Genomic DNA, 16769 nt, shown 5'->3' on the forward strand with positions numbered 1-16769 from the left:
CGATTTTTCCTCAAAATCGCCCCAGCTTCACGCGTTGAAGGTACCTGTCAGCAGCTCTGGCAGGCGCTCCACCTTCATCTTGAAGCCGCAGGCCTGCGCATGGCCACCGCCGCCCATGCTTTCGGCCAGCGCGATGCAGTCAAAGTTGCGCTGTGCACGCAGCCCCACCTTCACGCCCTTGTCGCCCGCGCTCCACATCAGCGCAAAGGTGCCGGTCTTGGCCGAGAGGATGTCGCCCACCAGGCTGTGGAACATGCCAGGTGCGTTCACCATCAGCCCGGTGATACCGTTGAACACCAGCGGCTGCGCGCCTTCGGCGATGTCGGCGCAGAGCTTGCGGTACTTCTGGTCCATGGCCTCGCCGCGCACCATGAACTGTTGGAGCTGATCGGGCGTGAAGTCGGCAATCTCGCGCCAGCGCGCAAAGCCTTGCTCTTCCATGTCCAGGGCTGACAGGAAGGCAGCGCTCTCGGCAAACTCCCACTTCCAGATGTCGCGGTCTTCCACGTACTTGAACAGCGCGGGCATGGGCTCGTGCGGGTGAAAAAACTCCCACGCCAGGCGCGCACCCGACTTGTTCATGTCGAAGTGCACCACACCGCAGCGGCAGGCAAAGCCGGTGAGCTTTTCGGCCGCGCTCTTGTGGTGGTCCAGCATGACCAGCTTGGCGGCGCGCTCGTCGATGGCGGCCATCACCTCGTTGGCAAACGAGAAGTCAAGGATGTAAACCGCACGGCCTTGCAGGGGCGGCAGGTCGTCCACGGTCTTGACATCGCCGTGGTCCAGCCCCACGTATTCAGCCTGGTCGCCGTAGTACAGCCATGCCGCCAGTGCCGCGCCAAAGCCATCGGGGCAGTTGCGCCCGTGGTACAGGATCAGCGGTGCGGGGTCGTTCTTGTCGGGGGCAACCAGCAGTTGCAAGGGGAGTATGGTTTTCTTCGTCATGGCCCCCGATTGTCGCCGGGGCTTTGTGCCGCAGCGAGCGCAACGTGCGCAGCCAGCACACGTCAGCGTAACCAACCCCACCCCCAACGCCTCCACCCTACTGACGCAGCCAGCAAACCACACGATGTTCCAAGCCCTCAAAGACCTGCTTGAAAGCCTCACCCCGTTCAACCCCACGCCATCTCCCGCAGACCGTGCGCGGTCTGTGCAACTGGCAGCCGCCGTGTTGCTGGTGGAGGTGGTACGGACCGAGTCGGCGGTGGGCGATGCGGAGCGCAGCGTGATGCAAACCGCACTGCACCGGCAATTTGCACTAAGTGACGATGAACTGCAGCGCCTGCTGGAACAGGCCGCAGCCACCTCCAGAACCGCCTACGACTACCAGCGCTTCACCAGCCAGCTGAACGAGCATTTCACGCAGGACGAGAAAATCCAGCTCGTTGAAGCCATGTGGCAGGTCGCCTACGCGGACGCACGCCCGGACGAGAACGAGATGCACACCATCAGCAAGGTGGCCGGCCTGCTGCATATGACGCACGGCGAGTACATCGGCGCCAAGCTCAGGGCGAAAGAAACGGCACACGCCGGCCAGTCGCCCCATTGAGACGGACGCGGCCCCGGTGTGCGCCGCAGCGCACGGGCGGCGTCCCTTGGGGAAAGGACGCCAAGCAACCCAGGGGGGGGGCTAAATGGGTAACCAGCGCCACCAGAACGGCTTGCGCTCTTCCTTGGCGCCTTGCGCCTGTAGCAAGGCGATGAACTCGGTGCGCCGGTAGCGGCGGGCGGCCTCCAGCGGGGTCATGTCGTCGAAGTCCGACCGCAGCCCTGGGTCAGCCCCATGCGCCAGCAGGTAGTGAGCGATCTCGTGGTGGCCGTGGATCAGGCTCGCCACCAACGGCGTGCAAAGGATCTCGGGATGCTGGTAGTTGGGGTTCACGCCTGCACTGATGTGGTGGCGCACCAGCGCCAGGTCGCCCGCCACGGCGGCGGCGTACATGTCTTTCCAGTCTCCAGCGGACATACCTGGGCATCCTTTGCAAGGGTTGAACGGGGCCAGTGTAGGCAGCGGCGCGTGCGGCACAATCCGCGCCTTCCCCTAGCAATCCTCTGCACGAATCAGCGCGCCGTGTGCATCAGCGGCCTCGGGCGGTTTGCTGCGTTGCAAATACTCGCAATAGCTACGGCTATTGCTGCGTTTTGCGCCTTGCAGCCCCCCCGATCCGCTGCGCTCACTTGCCGCTTGATTCGTGCAGAGGATCCCTAGCCCGCGATGGCGCACACACATTCCTCCATGCCCCCTCCCCTGCACATCCTCTGGCGCGACGAGCACTTGGTGGCCATGTACAAGCCCGCAGGCTGGCTGGTGCACCGCACGGGGCTGGACGCGGGCGAGACGCGGTTTGTGATGCAGACCCTGCGCGACCAGCTGGGCCGGCATGTGTTCCCGGTGCACCGGCTCGACAAGGGCACCTGCGGTGTGCTGGTGATGGCGCTGCACAGCGATGCGGCGCGCTCACTGTCGCAAGCCTTCGAGCATGGCGCCACGCACAAGCGCTACCTGGCGATGGTGCGCGGCTGGGCACCTGAGGCCATCGAGGTGGACCATGCCTTGAAACCCGATGATGCGCCCGCGGACGCCGCCGTGCAGGACGCCCACACGCGCTTTCGGCGGCTGGCGCAGCTCACATTGCCCGAGGCCAGCGACGCGCGTTTTGCCACCACCCGCGCCTCGCTGGTCGAGGCCCTCCCGACCACGGGGCGGCGCCACCAGATCCGCCGCCACCTCAAGCACCTGGCGCACCCCATCATTGGCGATGCCACGCACGGCAAGGGTCCGCTCAACCGCTGGTGGGCCGAGCGGCTGGGCCAGCAGCGGCTGTGGCTGCATGCCTGGCAGCTCACGGTGCCGCACCCTGTGACGGGGGCGGCGATGACCTTCGACAGCGGGCTGCGCTGGCCGGGGCCCGCGGACTGGGACTGCGGGCACGCCCCCTCCGACGACTCCACCGTGCCATGCGCCGACTGGCAGCGCCTGTTTGCCAAGCTGCCCTGGCACGAGCCCCCCGACCCGGCCCCGTAACGCGGGCGACACGGCGACGGCATGCCCGTCGAAATAATGGGCGCTCCCAAAAAATCCGGAGACCCCGCCCATGACCTCACCCGCCACCAACCGCGTCCTTGCCCACACCGGTGCGCGCTACCCCATCATCCAGGCGCCCATGGGCTGGATTGCGCGCACGCAGCTGGCCTCGGCGGTGTCACGCGCGGGTGGGCTGGGCATTATTGAGACATCCTCCGGCGAGACGGCCAATTGCCAGGCCGAGATCACCAAGATGAGCGCGCTGGGCCTGCCGTTTGGCGTGAACCTGCCCATCCGCTTTTTGAAGGACGACGCCATGCTGCGCTTTGTGTGCGCGTCGGGCGTGAAGTTTGCGACCACCTCGGCGGGTAGCCCGGCCAAGTTCATTGCGCCGCTCAAGGACGCGGGCATCACCGTGTACCACGCGGTGCCCACGGTGGACGCCGCGCTGAAATGTGTGGATGCAGGCATTGACGGCCTGGTGGTCGAAGGCGGTGAAGGCGGCGGCTTCAAGAACCCCGAAGAGGTCTCCACCCTGGTGCTGCTGCAGGCCATCCGCGCACGGGTGGACGTGCCGCTGGTGGCGGCAGGTGGCATCTGTGACGGGCGCGGCATGGCCGCAGCCTTTGCGCTGGGGGCCGAGGCGGTGCAGATGGGCACACGGTTTGTCAGCTGCGCCGAAAGCCCCGTGCACGCCAACTACAAGAACGCGATCGTCGATGCGGGCGTCACCGGCACCTGGATGCTCAACACCAAGGCCAGCCCCTGCATCCGCGCGCTCAAGTCGCAGCGCACCCAGGCCATCCACGAGGCGGGCCTGATGCCCGCCGACAGCTTTGCAGGCATCCAGCGCGTGTACTTTGACGGTGACATGGAGGCGGCCCCTGCGCTGGCGGGGCAGACTGCGGGATTGATTGACTCCGTCAAGACCGCGCAGCAGATCATTGAAGACACCGTGGCGGAGTTTTTTGCCATCAGCCAGCGCATGGGTGCCATGGGCATGGCGCGCACGTTTGGCTGAAGAACACGGCGGTGCGGCCAGCCGCGCCTGTGGCCTACGCCGCCTTGGCCCCCAGCGCGCGCATGCGCGCCTTCCACTTGGCAACCCCACCCTCGCCCAGTTGATCCACGCTGCCCACCAGCGTCTCATGCACCGGCGCAACGCCCACAAAGCCCAGGATATTGCGCTCCAGCGACTTCACGCTGTGTGCACGGAAGTACCAGCGATAGACAAGCGCTGGCATGCCCATCGTGACCACCACCCGCGCACTGCGCCCGGTGAGCCCCTTGCGCCCAAAGGGGTTGCTGCCTTCGGGGTTGAAGGCAAAACCGGGCCTTGCCACCTGCTCCAGAAAACCCTTGAGCAAGGCTGGCATGTCGCCCAGCCACAGCGGAAAGAACAGCACGATGTGCTGCGCCCAGCCGATGTCAGCCTGCGCAGGCTTGAGAGACGCGGGCAGCAGGCCCAGCTCCCACTCGTGCTGGCTGCGCAGCAGGGCAAAATCAATGGTGGCCACATCCACCAGCCTCACCACATGGCCCGCCGCCATGGCCCCTTCGGCGTAGGCCTGGGACAAGGCGTGGCACAAGTGGGGCGCTAGGGCATCTGGGTGTCCCTGGATCAACAGAATGCGCATGGGGTCCATGTTCGTTCTCCTCATCCACATCGATGCGGAAAGCCTGCAAGCACTATCGTCTGACTCTACGCCTTCCCGCAACATTCCACGATCCTGGACCCGACCATGCGCACCATTCTCCGTTGCACCACGTTGTCCCCGCAGTTCCTGCAGTCCCGGCTGCGAATGGCTACTTCGGCAGTGGTCCTGATCGCCCTCGCGGCGTGCGGCACGGCGCCAGCCCCCATCGATCCCCCTGAGAAGGCACACCTGCCGTTGCTTCGTGGCTGGTTCGAGGGGCAAGAGGTCCTCTATGTGACCACCGATGCATCCGATGCCGACATGGCCCGCGCCAAGCATGCGAACTACGCGCCGCTGCTGGCCAACGCCCTGCCCGACCCGCAGGCATCCACATCCTCTGGCATGCGGCGCATGCAGCGCCTGGGGGCGACCGATCGCGTCTACGGCACCACCAACTTCGAGCAGGCCAGCGTGTTTGCATCCGCTCCCCGCCCTGTGGGGCCTGCAAATGCCTACACGGCTTACAGCCCGTTGTGGCAACTGGTTCAGGTCACCTGGGTCGATGCCACGCAGGCTCGCACCCTGCGGTCCGAGGAAGAAGTGCTGGACGCCCAGGACAAAGGCCAGATCACGCTGCAGATAACGCGGGTGGTGCTCAACTGCCCCATCATCCACCGTGGTCGGCTGGGGGCACTGCCGGGTGTTTCAGTCGATGGGCGCACACCCTGAAGCAGACCGCCACGCAATACAAGCGGGGCTGCGTTCCGCGGCAACTCACAGCCATCCCCTGCGCTACACTTTTTGCCCCTGCTCTGCGCGGCGGCCGCCATGGCACCGACGCACTCCCGCAATGCCTTCCCTATTCGGCAGCTGTGAGCCACCTTCCGCACCCAACGCCGTGTCGGCCGTGGCGCACGCTCTGCAAAACCTAAAGCATCCCCATGGCTGAAAACGCCCCCTCCCAGTCCTCCGCATCGCCCGCCCCGCCCATACAGGCTGCACCGTCCAGCAACCTGCGGGGCATCATCGCCATGGTGGCTGCGGTGGGTTTCTTTTCGCTGATGGATGCGCTGCTCAAGACGCTGAGCGCCCACTATCCCGCCATGCAGGTCGCGGCGCTGCGGGGCTGGGCTGCGCTGCCGCTGGTGGCGCTCTATGCGCTGTGGCGTGGCGAGGTGCCACGGTTGCTGAAGGTGCGCTGGCCCCTGCACTTGCTGCGTGGCGGACTCAATGTGGCCATGCTGGCACTGTTTGCATTTGCCATCCGTGAACTGGCACTGGCCGAGGCCTACACACTGTTCTTCATTGCGCCGCTGCTCATCACTGCGCTGTCCACCGTGGTGCTGCGCGAGAAGGTGCGCGCTGCCCACTGGGTCGCCATTGCGCTGGGCATGGTGGGCGTGCTGGTGGCTCTGCGACCCAATCAGGAGGCGTTCTTTACCCTGGGCGCACTGGCCGTGCTGGCGGCAGCCACCTGCTATGCGGTGTCGGCCATCACGGGGCGCATGCTCACCCGCACCGACTCCAGTGCCAGCCTGGTGTTCTGGACCACCACGCTGCTGGCACTGGGTGCCGGCGCGCTGGCCTGGCCGCATTGGGTGGGCGTGGCGCAGGTGCATTGGCCACTGGTGGCAGGGCTCGCCATCACAGGGTTTGCAGGCCAGCTGGCGATCACCGAAGCCTTTCGCCACGGGCAGGCTTCCGTGGTGGCGCCATTTGAATACACGGCGCTGGCCTGGGGCATGGGGCTGGATTGGGTGCTGTGGCAGACGGTCCCAGGCTACAGCACGCTGCTGGGCGGCGCCATCATCATTGGCAGCGGCCTGTACCTGGTGCGCCAGGAGCGCACGCAGGCAGTGGTGCCACCCTGACCGGCGCGAACCGGTGCGAAACCGGCCACTTACCGTCGCTCCGGCGCGGCATGCGCTGACACGGCAGTCAGGCAGTTCACCCTGTAATGAAGCGATGAACACAGCGGCACTGCCGCAAGGAAATCGCCATGACACAACACGCCACCGTCCACGGCCACGTGACCTACACCCCGGGCGACGGCGCCCCGATCGCCATCCCCGAGGGCCCGATCGAGGTGACCACCAGCGCGGACAGCACCACGCTGAGCTGGTCGGTCGAAGAAGACATCGTCGGGTCTGCGGCACTACCTCCCGACCAGTTCAACCAGTACGTCAAGGACGGCAAGATCCGTTTCAAGAAATAGCCCGGGCGCCCACGCCCGGACCTCCCTGCCGCCCGATCCGTATCAGATCGGCCGTGTGAGGTACACCGCCTCGCGGCCCACGATGGGCTCGCGGGTGGGCATGAGGATGGTGCAGTCGTCGCACAGCGCGCGGATCTCGTGCGGCCCATCGGTGGCGATGAGGTCACCCTTGGCAAACACCTCAAACCCTTGCACGGGCTTTGTGAAGCGGAAGTCCGACGTGCGCACCATGCAGGTCTCCAGCAGCTCGTAGCGGCGCTGCTCGGCTGGCGTGGGCCGGTCGGCCACCGGTGCGATGAGGCCAAAGTGCGCCAGAAAGTCCAGCGCCACCGCCGTGGCCATGTCGGCCGCCGATTGGCGGAAGTGCTGGCCACATTCCACCACCAGCGCCACCCCATCTCCCTCGGCCTGCCCGTGGCGACCGTGCTGGATGAGCGGCGTGCCCGAACCCAGGCCGCTGGGCATCACCAGGTGCACCGGCGGGCGGCCGATGGCCAGCGCCACCTCCGCATTGCGCGGGTAGGCTGGGTACACCCAGAACGGCTGCACGTCTTGGCTGGTGGAGTGGATGTCGAGGATGTGATCAGCCGCAGCCACCACGGGGCGCAGGATGCGGGCACGCTGCAGCTCGGGGCTGTCGGCCGTGCCGTCCAACTCGGCCGCCGACCAGATGCGGTTGAGGTTGTGCACCAGCTGGCGGCTCTCGAACGGGCGGCTCTGGTCAAACGATTCGTAGGCGGCCACATTCGCAAAGCTGACGGTCAGCGTGCCGATGAGGGGTCGCACACCCGTGTCCAGCAGGTGGGTGGCCGCCACCATGCCGCAGATCTCGTTGCCATGCGTGAGGGCGTTGATGAGCACGTGGGGGCCAGGCTTGCCCGACTCAAAGCGGTGCACATAGTCGATGCCGACATTGCCTTGGCGGTAGGCAGAGAGGTCGCGGGGGAGGACTTCAAAAACGGGGGGGTTCTGCGTCATGGCAATGAATTAATAAGATGACACATCATTGTCTGCGCAAAGCCGGATCATTGCTGGGCGCGGTGTACGATGCCCGCCGGTTGAGTCCCTCCTGTGTCCCTGCCCATGCCCACTGCCCGACTTTGCCCACTGGCCGATCTGGCCCACCGCATTCCCCCCGACTGCTGGATGGCAGAGCGTCTGGCGCAGGACCCTGAGGCCCTGGCCGATGAAACCGCGCTATGGATCACAGGCGACGCGCACTGGCCTGCGCTGCACCTCGACGCCCCCCTGGCCCAGGGCAGCCCGCTGCGCCAATGGCTGCAAGAGCAACCCGACGGCCCCAATGAGGCCTCCGTACCCCGTGCGCCCTTTGTGATCGTGGTGGATGGAGACCTGCGCATCGACGGCGCCTTGACCAGCGCCGACACCGATGGCACGACGCACCTGGTCGTCAACGGCAACCTGCATGTGCAGAACGCCGTGATCGGCGGACAGCTGGTGTGTTTGCAAGGTGCGCTGCAGGTGCATGACCTGCTTTGGGGCCACTACAACCATGGCGAGCTGCGCGTGCGTGGTGGGCTGCAGACCCGGGTCGCGCTGTTCACCGACGAATACCACCTGCACATCGAAGGCCCCGAGCAGGTGGAGTTTTTGCTGGACGAGGTGCGCGGTGTGACGCACCGTGCGGAGTTCTCGGCCGAGATCGTGGGTGCCGTGTTCGCCCCCGAATTCCACGAGGGCGTGGACGCCGGCGAAGACGGCCTGGCCGCCATGATCAGCCGCCGCCAGGTGCTGGCCGCCGTGCGGGCAGGCCAGAGCGCGGTGCGCAGCAGCGCAGACATCCACGCCGACCAGCCTGTGGCCGACGACCTGTGCGCCGACAACACCATCAGCATCGACAACATCCTGGCCGTGGTACACACGCCAGTGATCGCGCACAAGGAACACAAAGCCTACGGCTGGTTCCAGCAGACTGATTTTTCGCTGTGCCAACGGCATGTGGACGAAGAAGGCGACGCGCGCGACGACAACGTTTTCATCACGGTGTGGAAAACCTGGGACTTCTACCTGTCGGTGGAGCAGGTGCCCGCGCCCCGCAATTGGATGGAGCGTGTGGCCACCAAGCTGTGGCGCCATGCTGCCCCCACGGTAGCGCAGCGCACGCTGCTGTACCGCCGCTACGCACAGGGCGAGCCTGGGGACTGGCAGGTGCTGGCCCCCCCCACGGAACCCGGTCACGACCCCGACGCCTGGAAGGCCTGCGAACACGCCTGGCGCGGTGTGCTGAACTACGTGCGCAAAGCCGTGGGCCAGCACCGCGCACGCTACCCGCTCTACCAGCGCCTGCAGGCCACGTTGACGGCAGAGCACATCGAGGCCTTCACCAGCCTGCCCGTGTTCACCGAGCAGTACAACGACTGGTGGGACAGCGACCGCAACGGCTACTGGGAGGGCGAGGTCTGGGTGGGGGCGCGCCAGCCCTGCATGCACGACGGCGAACCCTGGGGCCGCGCGCTCAAGTACAGCTGGCGCAACGGTGATGACGCGCCGGGCGACGACGAAGACAACGCCCACAGCGCCTACCAGATCGACGTGGACGAGGCGCGCGAAGGGCCTGCTGCGGTCGAGTTCAGCCACACCCAGCGCCAAAGCGACAGCCGCGCCCCCCTGCCCCGCTGCGCCGCCGACCACATTGCCCGCCTGCTGCGCTTTCACGGTCTGGTGCAGGCCCGCATCCGCGCACGGCACGAAGAGGCGCAGGCCCAGCAGGCCGAGGCCCGCCGCATCGAAGCCGCCGTGCAACTGCTGGCCACCCCACCCTTGCCGCCCGACCTGCCCGATGCGGCCGTGTTTCCCGTCGAACTCATGACGCTGTCGGAGCAGTGGCAGGCCGATGGGCAAGCCTACGTGGCGGCCATCCGCGCGCACCAGCTGGCCAACGATGCCCACCGCGCCGAGGACTCGGCAACAGCCGGTGGCGGCGATGAGGACAACGGAGCAGAAAAACACGACAACGCCCTGCCCGAAGACCCGCGCAAGGCCGATGCGCCCACCGTGCTGCAACTGGCGCGCGTGGTGAGCCACTGGGCCGACGAAGAGCTTGCCACGCGGTTTCGCCAGCGCTTTGCCTTTGCCCCGGATGCCTATGTGGCGCGTGCCGCCCAGGCCGGCCAATTCGTCGGCCCCGTGTTTGTGCTGGACGATGACCGTGTGGTCGCCCGCATCGGCGCGGCCCATGACGACGACGCCCGCTGGGTGTTGCTGCATGGCACAGAGCACACGCCCCTGCCCGCCATCCAGGGCCTGGGCCGCTCGCCCGATCGCCGGTGCTTTGCCCAATGCGACGGCCTGCACATCACCACCCACCACGGATGGAATGGCCCCGTGATTGCGCAATTTGCCCTGCCGCGCGGCAACGAAGGCCTGCCCCCGCAGGTGCAGGCGTCGGCAGGCCCGCTCGGGCAGCGCTGCGATGAAATCATTCCCTTCAACGACGGCCTTCGCGTGCTGCTGCGCAACCCCACAGGGGTGTATCTTCTGCACCCCGCAAACCGAGGTGCCGACAGCCCAGTGCAACGCCTGCACCCGCAGACGTTTGAAGAAGATGGCCCCTACACCTGGCCCAAGAACCAGATGGATGAGGAGGTCGATGGTGAAACCGTCACTGTGCTGGCGCTGGACATGCTGCACATGGCCCTGTCGCCTGATGAGCGTCACATCGCCGTGGGTGACCAGGACAGCTGCCACATCCTGCTGGACGCGCACGGCGCTGTGGCGGCGGAGCACGAGCCCCTATCGTCTTACCCCCACCACGCGGTGTTCTCGCACGACGGCACACGCCTGTTTGCCAACTCATGCCATCTGTATTGGGGCAGTACCTGCTCGATCCCCATCGGGGCGGCAACGCCGGAAGGGACCGATGAGGACACCCCACCACTGGACGAACGCTGCCGCGTGTACGCCTCTGTCACCTTGCCGGGCCTGGTGATCCTGGGCGATGCGGACGGCTACCTGCATGCCATCAGCGACGAGGGACAAGCCCTGTGGCGCCACCATATCGGCAGCACGATCAGCGCTGTCGAGGCATCCCCCGATGGAGAAACCCTGTGGGCGGCCAGCTATGGCGGCTACCTGGTGCGGCTGCAGCGCAGCGAGGCGGGCATGGACCCCTACTCCATCAGCACGTCACTGTATGTGGAGACGCGGCGGTGGATATTCTGGCGGGATGAGGTGGGGCCGGTGCGGTGGTAGCAGAGCAAGTCTGCCCACGGTAGCCACACAAGACTCTCATTTTGATCTGCAGGAAAACACATACCGACCACGCGCGTGAAAGCGCTGGAACACTGCTTCCCGCCCGCGTCCACATGCTGCGTTGGCCAGATTCTTGACGTCCTCTTCTGTCGCAAAAGCGGGCCTGGCGATCTGAACGCCGAAGTCATAAGACTCCACAACTCGCGGTTGGCAGCCTGTCGATGCCACCGCAATGCCCAAGCCCAATCCGGCCACAAGAAGTCTCATGCAGATGTTCTGCCCACGCGGCGAAGGCGTGACATTGGATGAGCGGGCACCGACAAGTGCAGTGCCCAGGTTAGGTTGAAGGAGCCCAACCCAGCTGCATGCATCAGCGACAAAATCTCACTGCGGCACCAGCTCCACGCGCCGGTTCTTGGCCTTGCCCTCATCGCTGTTGTTGCTGGCTACAGGTGCGAGCGACGCGACGCCATTGCCCACCAGGCGATTGGCCGCAATGCCGTAGTCCTTGGCCAGCACGGCGGCCACTGCGTCGGCGCGGCGCTTGGACAGCGCCAGGTTGCTATCGAAACTGCCCACGCTATCGGTATGGCCCACTACATGCAGCTTGACAGTGGGCTCGGCCTTCAGGAAGGCGGCGATCTGCTCCAGCGAGGGTTTGGACTCGGGCTTCACGTCGGCCTTGCCAGTGTCGAACAGGATGCCGTAGATGGCGACCTTGCCATTGGCCGTGATGGACTTGCTGATGTCCGATGCACTGACCACCACCATGTTCTGCTCCATGGCTTTGGTTTCCAGGATGTCCACTGCGATGTAGGCGCCCTGCCTGGATTTGTACGTAGCGTCTTCCTTAGGCCAGTCGATGGAGATCAGGCGCACGGTAGTGTTGCCCTTCTGGAAGGTACCCGTGCGCACGGTGCTCGCATCGGCGCCATACATCACGTATTCGCTGCGGTTGTTCTTGATGAAGTCGCGCTGGCCACTGCTGAAGTTGGCCAAAAAGTTGGTGTAACTGCCCGCCGCACTGTCACGGGTGGAGTCATACAGCGCCGTGAAACCGCTGGCCGTAAGGTCGTTGGCATAGTTGCGAAACAGCTCCAGCGACCGCGTGGCACCGGGGGCCTCGTACCACAGGCGGGTGAGCTTGCCTTCCAGAGCAAGTGGCGGCTGCACGTAGCGCCGCTTGTAGGTCTGCAGGTCGAACTCCTTGAACGTGGAAGTCTGGAACTCCACGGCGTCGAAGTTGCGCACCTCGTAGCCCACGATGGTGCTACCACCAAAACGCTTCACGGCGGGGTGATCCTTGGCGCCGGCAAGGTCCTGTGCAAACGTTGGCCACACGCTGACCGAGGCCAGGAACCCGAGGCACAGCGATGCGCCCCACTGACGAAACAGCTTCATGCTCATGGGCAATCTCCGGTTGAAAACACGCATCGCTGACTGAGCTGCACCCGGCGTTGCGACAGGCGACGGGCTCGCATCCATCATAGGCGAGCACCTGGCTGCAGGCCACCCAGCCTTCATGCGACGCCATGGCGCAGCGCGCTGCTTTCGCGAAATGCATCACAGTTTCACACCGGCTTTGTGCTGGACATCTCGCACAAGGTTCATGTCACTCGCCAATGCCGAACCGGATCCCACAGGAAATTGAGACCCATGCACTGGCTCATGGCATGAGCGTTGCATGCGTTCCCTGCACGCACTTGCACCCTCCATGACTTCATCCCACCGCCCAGCCCGCTCCCGCGCACCCGCTCATCCAGATGCGCCGCCACCCAGCGCCTCCGGCCTGAGCACGCCGGTGCTCTTGCTCATGGCCGTGGCCTGCGGCCTGTGTGCGGGCAGCAACTACTTCAACCAGCCGCTGCTGCACTCCATTGCCACGCAGCTGCAAGTGCGGGACGCGTCGGCGGCGCTCATCGTGACGCTGGCGCAGGTGGCGTACGCGGCAGGGCTGCTGCTGTTGGTGCCGCTGGGCGACCTGCTGGAGCGGCGGCGGCTTATCACCACACTGATGCTGCTGGCCGCTCTGGGACTGTTTACCAGCGGGTTTGCGCACAACTACGCCATGCTGGCGCTGGGCACGCTGCTCACCGGCCTGTTTTCGGTGGCGGCGCAGGTGCTGGTGCCGCTGGCAGCCACCCTGGCTGCGCCGGGCCGCAGCGGCCGGGCCGTGGGGCTGGTGATGAGCGGGCTGCTGACCGGGATTCTGGCGGCGCGCAGTGTGGCAGGGCTGCTGTCGGAGGTGGGCGGCTGGACGCTGGTGTACCGGGTGGCGGGCGTCGCCATGGTGGCCGTGGCGTTGGCGCTGTGGTGGGTGATGCCGATGTCACGCAATACGACCTCAGCACCGACACAGGGGTATGGACAGGTCTTGCGGTCGCTGGGCACGCTGGCCTTGCACCACCCCCGGTTGCGCAGCCGGGCCTTGCTGGGAGGGTTGTCGTTTGCCTCCGTCAGTGTGTTGTTCTCCACCATGGCGCTGCTGCTGGCGGGGCCTGCACACCGACTGGGCGACGCCGGCATTGGGCTGGTGGGGCTGGCGGGCGTGGCCGGTGCACTCATGGCCAATGTGGCAGGCCGCATGGCTGACCGTGGGCAGGCGCAGGTGGCCACCGCCGCATCGGTAGGTTTGCTGCTGCTGGGCTGGGGCGCGCTGTGGCTGGGCGCCAGCAGCCTGGTGTGGTTTGTGGTGGGCATGCTGGTGGCCGACCTGGCGCTGCAGGGCGTGCACATCAGCAACCAGAACGTGATCTACCGGCTGGCCCCCACCGCCCGCGCGCGGCTGAACGCGGTGTACATGACCAGCTACTTTGTGGGTGCGGCCACGGGCTCGGCGATGGGGTCGGTGGCCTGGCTGTGGGGCGGATGGGGCGCCACCTGCGCGCTGGGCATTGGCATTGCCGTGCTGAACGCGCTGGCACTGGCTTACGACCAGCGGCTGGCTGTGCGGGCGCTGGGTGATGGTGTGCGGCAGGCTACAGAAGAAGGCGCGGGCGCGTAGCCCCCGGCAGCTGCCAGCGGCGTAATTTGTGACGTACCATCCTCGCACGGTCCCATCCCGAGACCTTTCAAGGAGGCCCCATGGCCAAAGGCGAACAGCGCAGCAACAAGATGGCGAAGAAACCCAAAAAGGACACCTCGCCGCCCAAGGAACACAGCGCATCGGACCGGCCCATGCCGCCGATGACCACCGTCATGCCCAAGGGCAAAGACAAAAACAAATAGGTCACACCAGCACTCCGCCTGCCCCGGCGAATACGCTACCAAAACAATAGCTTCAGGCGCATATTGCATAAGCGCCTGCAGCTATTTTTGTTTGAAATTCCGCATCAGGCAGCCCTTCATTCGGCGCTCGCCGCCGCAGGGCTCAGGCAGGCTGGGCCCACCGCGCCAGCCACTGTGCATCGGGCTCTGGCCGGCCAAACAGGTAGCCCTGGTACACGATATCCGGGGCGCGCTGGCGCAGGAAGTCGGCCTGGGCCTGGGTCTCCACCCCCTCGGCCACCACGCGCAGTCCGAAGTGCCGTGCCACCGACAAGATGCCTTCGACCAGCACGCCATCGTCGGCATTGGTGGGGGCCTCGTGCACAAACGACCGGTCGATCTTGATCTCCTGGATGGGCAGGCGCTTGAGGTAGGCCAGCGATGAGTAGCCGGTGCCAAAGTCGTCCAGCGACATGTCCACGCCCAGCGCGGCCAGGGCGCGCATCTTGGCCACCGCATCATCAAAGTCGTCGATCACCAGGCCTTCGGTCACCTCCAGCGTCAGCAGCCGGGGGTCGGCCCCCGTGGCAGCCAGCACTGCCCGCAGTTGCCCCACAAAACCCGCCTGCCGGAACTGCCGCGCGCTGAGGTTGACCGAGAGCCGCAACCGCCGCTCGCGGAACACCGGCTGCGCCAGCAGCGCACAGGCATGGGCCAGCACCCACTCGCCCAGGCTGACGATGAGGTCGGACTCCTCGGCCACCGGAATGAACACGCCCGGCGCCACCAGGCCGTCACGCGGATGCTGCCAGCGCACCAGCACCTCGGCACCCGTGACCTGGCCCGACACATCCACCTGCGACTGCAGGTGCAGCCGCAGCTCGCCTGCGCCAATGGCATGGCGCAGTTCGCGCTCCACCCGAAAGCGCTGCTCGGCGGCCTCGCCCATGCCCTGCTCAAAAAACGCAGCCCGTCCGCCCCCGGCCTGCTTGGCGCGGTGCAGGGCGGTGCCCGCGCGCCGCAGCGCATCGTGTGCACCGTCGTCCGACGTTTGGGGGTACAGGGTGATACCCACGCTGGCGCCCAGTTGGGCGTCCTGCGCATCGCCCTCCAGACGCAAGGGGCGCAGCAAGGCGGCCTGCAGTTTTTCGGCAAAGGCCAGCGCATGCCGGCCCGCCAGCGAGGCATCCACCCCCAGGCCATGCAGCACCACGGCAAACTCATCGCCCGCCACGCGCACCAGCAGGTCTTGGGGCGGCAGGATCTCGGACAGCCGCAGCGCCACGGCACAGAGCAGTCGGTCCCCCATCTCGCTGCCGCGCGCATCGTTGAAAGTGGTGAACCGGTCCAGGTCCAGCAGCAGCAAGGCATGCTGGGTGGAAGGCGGGCGACCTGCACGCCCGCGCAACACGTGCAGCCGCTCCATCAGGGTGGACCGGTTGGGCAGGCTGGTGAGGCCGTCGAAATGCGCGAGGCGGTGAATTTCATCGGCAGCGCGCTTGCGTTCGGTGATGTCCTGCTTGAGCTCCACATAGTGGCTCACGCGGCCGTCGGTCTGGCGGATGGGGGCCACCACTACAGACTCGATCAATTCCTGCCCGTCCTTGCGGTAGTTGACCTGTTCGCCTGCCCAGCTGTCACCGCGCGCCAGTGTGGTGCGCAGGCCCTCGCGCTGCGCGGGCGCCAGGCCGTTGCTGGAATAGTCTGCCGAGGCGCGGCCCACCACCTCGTCGCGCGCGTAGCCCGTGCGGCGCACAAAGGCTTCGTTGACGTACTCGATGTCCTCGCGCAGATCGGTGATGACGATGGCCTCTGGACTTTGCTCCACTGCCCGCAACAGCTTGCGCAGCGACGCCTCGCTGGCCGCGAGGTTGGCCGCAGTCTGCTGGGCCTCACGCACCCGGCTCATGTAGTTGCGGCGCGACAGCAGCGTGGCTGCAGCGGTCAGCACCAGAATGCCTGCAAGGTACACAGCACCCGCCACGCGGTTGGCCACCTGAACGGGCTTGAGCAACCCCTGAACGTCCGCCCAGATGAAACCCAGGAACAGCAGAGCCGTGAGCCCCACAAGCGTTAGCGTGGCACGCGCGCCCAGCAGCCATCCGGCCAGCACAATGATCACGGGGTAGTTCAGCAGGTTGGGGCCGTTCACGCCGCCATTGCGAGCCGCCACCAGCGACACCGATACCCACACGCCCCACACCAGCAGATAGGTGGCCAGCGTCCACCGCCGCCAGCGGGCCAGCAGAAGTGCCGTGCCGCCAATGCAGCCAGCGACAAAGTTGAGCGCCACGCGCACTGGCTGCACGGGCTGGTCCCACAGCAGCAGAAAGCCGATGACAAAACCCAGCAACATCACGGACCAACCCGCTACGCGCACCAGGTGGCGCGTTGTAGCGTCTTCGTGGTCTGGCAGCGGAACAACGGGGGCTTCGGCCATGGCGACGGGAATTACGGGGGAGGAAACCATCGT

At 66.1% G+C, this 16769-nt stretch carries 15 protein-coding genes; 9 read left to right on the top strand and 6 right to left on the bottom strand.

The window, feature by feature from the left end; genetic code table 11:
* Window positions 1–27: 27 nt before the first annotated feature.
* Entirely contained in the window at window positions 28–945 is a 918-nt protein-coding gene (locus ASC83_RS16495) for a DHH family phosphoesterase (RefSeq protein ID WP_056064781.1), read from the bottom strand.
* A 124-nt stretch (window positions 946–1069) separates the two neighbouring features.
* Between ASC83_RS16495 and ASC83_RS16500 the strand changes: the two genes are divergently transcribed.
* Window positions 1070–1549 (top strand): TerB family tellurite resistance protein, encoded by a 480-nt coding sequence (locus tag ASC83_RS16500; protein WP_056064786.1) that lies wholly within the window; start codon window positions 1070–1072, stop codon window positions 1547–1549.
* Window positions 1550–1630: 81 nt separating this feature from the next.
* Here ASC83_RS16500 and ASC83_RS16505 read toward each other — a convergent pair whose 3' ends face one another.
* Window positions 1631–1966 (bottom strand): ankyrin repeat domain-containing protein, encoded by a 336-nt coding sequence (locus ASC83_RS16505; protein WP_056064787.1) that lies wholly within the window; start codon window positions 1964–1966, stop codon window positions 1631–1633.
* A 270-nt stretch (window positions 1967–2236) separates the two neighbouring features.
* On the opposite strand from ASC83_RS16505, the gene ASC83_RS16510 reads away from it, so the two are divergent.
* Together ASC83_RS16510 and ASC83_RS16515 are read left to right on the top strand one after the other, a co-directional pair.
* Window positions 2237–3025 carry a pseudouridine synthase gene (locus tag ASC83_RS16510; RefSeq protein ID WP_156379531.1) on the top strand — a complete coding sequence of 263 codons (789 nt, stop codon included), beginning with the start codon at window positions 2237–2239 and terminating at the stop codon, window positions 3023–3025.
* 70 nt (window positions 3026–3095) lie between these two features.
* Window positions 3096–4046, top strand: coding sequence for a nitronate monooxygenase family protein (locus ASC83_RS16515; RefSeq protein ID WP_056064793.1), 951 nt, complete (start codon window positions 3096–3098; stop codon window positions 4044–4046).
* A gap of 34 nt (window positions 4047–4080) precedes the next feature.
* Here the strand turns inward: ASC83_RS16515 and ASC83_RS16520 are convergent, their stop codons facing one another.
* Window positions 4081–4671 (bottom strand): NAD(P)H-dependent oxidoreductase, encoded by a 591-nt coding sequence (locus tag ASC83_RS16520; RefSeq protein ID WP_056064796.1) that lies wholly within the window; start codon window positions 4669–4671, stop codon window positions 4081–4083.
* A gap of 96 nt (window positions 4672–4767) precedes the next feature.
* Here ASC83_RS16520 and ASC83_RS16525 point away from each other — a divergent pair, with 96 nt between their 5' ends.
* The 3 genes from ASC83_RS16525 to ASC83_RS16535 all read left to right on the top strand — a co-directional run bounded on the left by ASC83_RS16525 (window position 4768) and on the right by ASC83_RS16535 (window position 6877).
* Window positions 4768–5391, top strand: a complete 624-nt coding sequence (locus tag ASC83_RS16525; protein ID WP_156379532.1) for a hypothetical protein — start codon at window positions 4768–4770, stop codon at window positions 5389–5391.
* 212 nt (window positions 5392–5603) lie between these two features.
* Window positions 5604–6533, top strand: a complete 930-nt coding sequence (locus ASC83_RS16530; protein ID WP_082522485.1) for a DMT family transporter — start codon at window positions 5604–5606, stop codon at window positions 6531–6533.
* 128 nt (window positions 6534–6661) lie between these two features.
* The gene (locus tag ASC83_RS16535; RefSeq protein WP_056064801.1) at window positions 6662–6877 is read left to right on the top strand and encodes a hypothetical protein; all 216 of its coding nucleotides are present in this window, start codon (window positions 6662–6664) and stop codon (window positions 6875–6877) included.
* Between the two features lie 42 nt (window positions 6878–6919).
* On the opposite strand, the gene ASC83_RS16540 is transcribed toward ASC83_RS16535, so the two are convergent.
* Window positions 6920–7855, bottom strand: coding sequence for a succinylglutamate desuccinylase/aspartoacylase family protein (locus tag ASC83_RS16540; protein WP_056064804.1), 936 nt, complete (start codon window positions 7853–7855; stop codon window positions 6920–6922).
* Window positions 7856–7960: 105 nt separating this feature from the next.
* Here ASC83_RS16540 and ASC83_RS16545 point away from each other — a divergent pair, with 105 nt between their 5' ends.
* Complete coding sequence (locus ASC83_RS16545; protein ID WP_056064806.1) at window positions 7961–11089, top strand: polymer-forming cytoskeletal protein; 3129 nt, start codon at window positions 7961–7963, stop codon at window positions 11087–11089.
* A 384-nt stretch (window positions 11090–11473) separates the two neighbouring features.
* Here the strand turns inward: ASC83_RS16545 and ASC83_RS16550 are convergent, their stop codons facing one another.
* On the bottom strand, window positions 11474–12496 hold the full coding sequence (locus ASC83_RS16550; protein WP_099730758.1) for an OmpA family protein: 1023 nt from the start codon (window positions 12494–12496) through the stop codon (window positions 11474–11476).
* A gap of 307 nt (window positions 12497–12803) precedes the next feature.
* On the opposite strand from ASC83_RS16550, the gene ASC83_RS16555 reads away from it, so the two are divergent.
* A complete protein-coding gene (locus ASC83_RS16555; RefSeq protein WP_056064809.1) occupies window positions 12804–14093 on the top strand; it encodes an MFS transporter in 1290 nt (429 codons plus the stop codon).
* An 80-nt stretch (window positions 14094–14173) separates the two neighbouring features.
* Entirely contained in the window at window positions 14174–14317 is a 144-nt protein-coding gene (locus ASC83_RS24170; protein ID WP_167514358.1) for a hypothetical protein, read from the top strand.
* A 142-nt stretch (window positions 14318–14459) separates the two neighbouring features.
* On the opposite strand, the gene ASC83_RS16560 is transcribed toward ASC83_RS24170, so the two are convergent.
* A complete protein-coding gene (locus ASC83_RS16560) occupies window positions 14460–16736 on the bottom strand; it encodes a bifunctional diguanylate cyclase/phosphodiesterase (RefSeq protein WP_056064812.1) in 2277 nt (758 codons plus the stop codon).
* Window positions 16737–16769: the final 33 nt, after the last annotated feature.

Origin of the sequence: Acidovorax sp. Root402 (assembly GCF_001425125.1) — a bacterium.
Classification (GTDB): domain Bacteria; phylum Pseudomonadota; class Gammaproteobacteria; order Burkholderiales; family Burkholderiaceae_C; genus Acidovorax; species Acidovorax delafieldii.